Annotated in this window: 3 protein-coding genes; 1 reads left to right on the forward strand and 2 read right to left on the reverse strand. The window is 33.9% G+C overall.

Annotated elements, in window-relative coordinates; genetic code table 11:
• A partial coding sequence (locus SOY52_RS03885; RefSeq protein WP_320847670.1) for a peptide ABC transporter substrate-binding protein occupies positions 1-1,190 on the reverse strand: 1,190 nt, incomplete at its 3' end.
• Between the two features lie 143 nt (positions 1,191-1,333).
• A complete protein-coding gene (locus tag SOY52_RS03890) occupies positions 1,334-2,377 on the reverse strand; it encodes a SprT-like domain-containing protein (RefSeq protein ID WP_320847671.1) in 1,044 nt (347 codons plus the stop codon).
• A gap of 39 nt (positions 2,378-2,416) precedes the next feature.
• Here SOY52_RS03890 and SOY52_RS03895 point away from each other — a divergent pair, with 39 nt between their 5' ends.
• The gene (locus tag SOY52_RS03895; protein WP_320847672.1) at positions 2,417-2,980 is read left to right on the forward strand and encodes a hypothetical protein; all 564 of its coding nucleotides are present in this window, start codon (positions 2,417-2,419) and stop codon (positions 2,978-2,980) included.
• Positions 2,981-3,130 lie beyond the last annotated feature (150 nt).

The raw sequence follows: 3,130 nt of genomic DNA on the forward strand, positions 1-3,130 counted from the left end.
TCTGGATCGAATCTTGTTTCACCAAGACCTTCGTAACCAGCCATTTCAGGTACGATACCCCAACAAGCAAGCTGACCACCCTTAGTTACTTGGTCAACGAGTGTCTGGCGATCGATAGCATATGAGAGAGCTCTTCTTACTCTAGCATCATCGAATGGAGCCTTAGTTGTCTGGATTGTGTAGTAGTATGTTGAAAGCTGTGGAGCAACCTGATAATCAGTTCTCATCTGAGCTGATTCAAGTCTATCCTGAGCAATACCTGTTAACCAGTCAATTTCACCAGCGAGGTACATGTTGTAGTTTGTGTTGTCATCATCTGAAGCGTAGAAGATAACTTCATCAAGCTTAACATTGTCCTTGTCCCAGTAAGCTTCGTTCTTTTCACAAACGATTCTTGACTGTGGTGTCCACTCTTTAAGAACATATGGACCGTTACCAACGAAGTTCTCTGGGAGAACCCATGCATCACCATACTTCTCAATAGCATGCTGAGGAACAACTGCGAATGAGTAGTGTCCGAGAGCACCAATTACGTATGGGAGTGGTCCGATAAGTTTCATTTCAAATGTATAATCATCAATAGCCTTGATACCTACAGCAGATGCATCTGCTTCACCAGCATTGTATTCAGCAGCACCTTCGAGGAACATTGCTGGGAACCAAGCATATGGAGAAGCTGTTTCTGGAGCGAGCTCTCTGAGCCATGAATAAACAACATCCTTAGCTGTGATAGGTGTACCATCTGACCAGTTAGCCTTTCTGAGCTTGAATGTGTATGTCATACCATCTTCTGAAACTGTCCAAGATTCTGCAAGACCTGGGATACCATCAGCTGTCTTTGGATCGAAGATGATTAAGCCTTCGAAGAGTGCTTCATAGAGTCTGTGCTCAGGAACACCCTGGATCTTAGCTGGGTCAAGAGATTCTGGTTCTGCACCATTAGAAATCTTGAATACTACTTTATCTGCTGCTGGTGTTGCTACAGGAGCAGGTGTCTCAGCCTTAGGTGCTTCAGCTTTTGGAGCTTCAGCCTTAGGAGCTTCAGCCTTAGCTGTTGTAGCAGGAGCTGTGGTAGTTGTTGTAGTAGCTGCAGGTGTAGCTGCCTTTGTTTCTTCTTTCTTACCACCGCAAGATACGAGAGTAAGTGAAACGAGCAATACACACAATGCTATTGTCATGAATTTTTTCATTGCCAATTCTCCTTGGATATGGAATATACTTGATATTAAGAATAATTTATTATATCCATTATGACAAGTTTAAAACTACAAAAATTACTCTAATTCTTCATTAGATTTTCATTTATTTGTATATTTATGCAATTAATATAATATTATTCGAGCAATAGCTTGCTTTTACCGCTAGAAAGACCTCTTTCAATTTCTAAATTACTTCCATATTCATTGCCCTGATTGTATGAAGAACTATTGAATTTCGCATTAGATTTTACTTTATATGAACGAACATTTTTGTATTGTGAATAATACAATTTTGTTGCTTTTAAATTATTATCCTCACACCTTAATACTAATGCTTTAGATATTTCTGCTCCATCCTTTTGCTGCTTTTGCTTTAATTTAATTGAATTTAATACTCCTAAATAAAATCCATTAGCTACACTTACACCTTTATAGTGATTTGGATTACTTTTCTTAAGTTTTTCGATTTCCTTTTCAATTTTGTAATAGAGGATATCATATAGATAATCTGCAACCTGTAGTTCTTCAAAAGATCCAAAGGCAAGTAACTTAATATTCCCTTCCATATGATCTTTAATAATTACTACACCTGTTAGTTCTTTAACTATTCTTGCTAATAAGTTTTGTTTAGTGGATATTTTTTTTGCTTCATAGAGCTTAACCATATATATTTCATCTTCATCACAGCTTTCATTAATATTGTATTTTGCAGTAAGCTCACTGATTTTTAAAAGTGCACTCATACCTTCTTCTGTAAATGGAGATGCTGCTAAGGCTTGAAGCTTACTTATTTTATCAATTAATTTTTCTTGTTTTGTAATATTTATCTTGGCATTCTCAAAACCATCTTTTGCACCAAGATTTGTGCAAACCTCCTTAAATAGTTCATCATGTGGGGATGATACATGGTTAATAGTTATATAGTGGGCTAATTCATGAAGTGCAACATTGAAGATAATTTCAAAGTCATAATTTATTAACTTTGAATTAAGTAATATTAAATTATTTTCTACATCGTACTGACCAAGGGTTGAATCCTTGATACCACAAAAAAGTACATTGGGAATATTTTTAATATAGTTATATTGGCTATTTTCTAAACTTTTAATTAGCTTTTCTTTTATCTTGATTCTTAATTGGTTTGATTTTCCAGAATAAACTGAGATTACTCGATTCATGGATGTATAATATTTAATATTTAGGATATATTAAAGATAATGTTTACGTATAATTTAAAAGAAATAGAGAAGAAAGATATTGCAGTATATGGTCCATCAAGAGCTCTAAGAATTGTTTGTGGCTTCTTTGCTTTTTTTATTCTAGTTGGTTTTTTTATTATTATTGCAGAGGAAGGGTGGAGTAATTCAGATATCTTACCATTAATAATTACCTTCTTATTATTACTTGTTGCACTTTATCGTGATAATTGGATTATCTCAAATAGAGATAAAGCGTTTATTTCTATTTGGGGATTTGGCCCATTTGTTAAAAAAAATATTTATCCCTATGAGCAAATAAAGAGATTAGAATTAACACACTTTGTTAAAGGCATTCATGGTTCGATGGAGCAAAAGGCTACATTAACTCATAAAGCTTATTGTGTTTTATCGATAAAGATGAAGGGTGAAGAAGAGGAAAAGCACGATATAGAAATCATCCCTGAAAAATCATCTGCGGGAAAGCTTGAACGCCTTGCACCTTTAATAGCTGCATATTCTGGTTTAGAGTACTATGTTGATCGCCCTAGAGAAGTAAAAATAGATCCTAAAAGAGTGTTTTAAAGTAAAAAAAAATAAAAAACTTAATTAATATACAGAAATATAGCTTACTTATGTTGAATTAGAATTGTAATTAAAAAATAAATGATTTTATTAAAATCAATTATTTTGTTAACATAATATTATTACTTATTTATATTAGTAGAGACAACA

It is taken from the genome of Bullifex sp. (assembly GCF_034103065.1).
Classification (GTDB): domain Bacteria; phylum Spirochaetota; class Spirochaetia; order Sphaerochaetales; family Sphaerochaetaceae; genus Bullifex.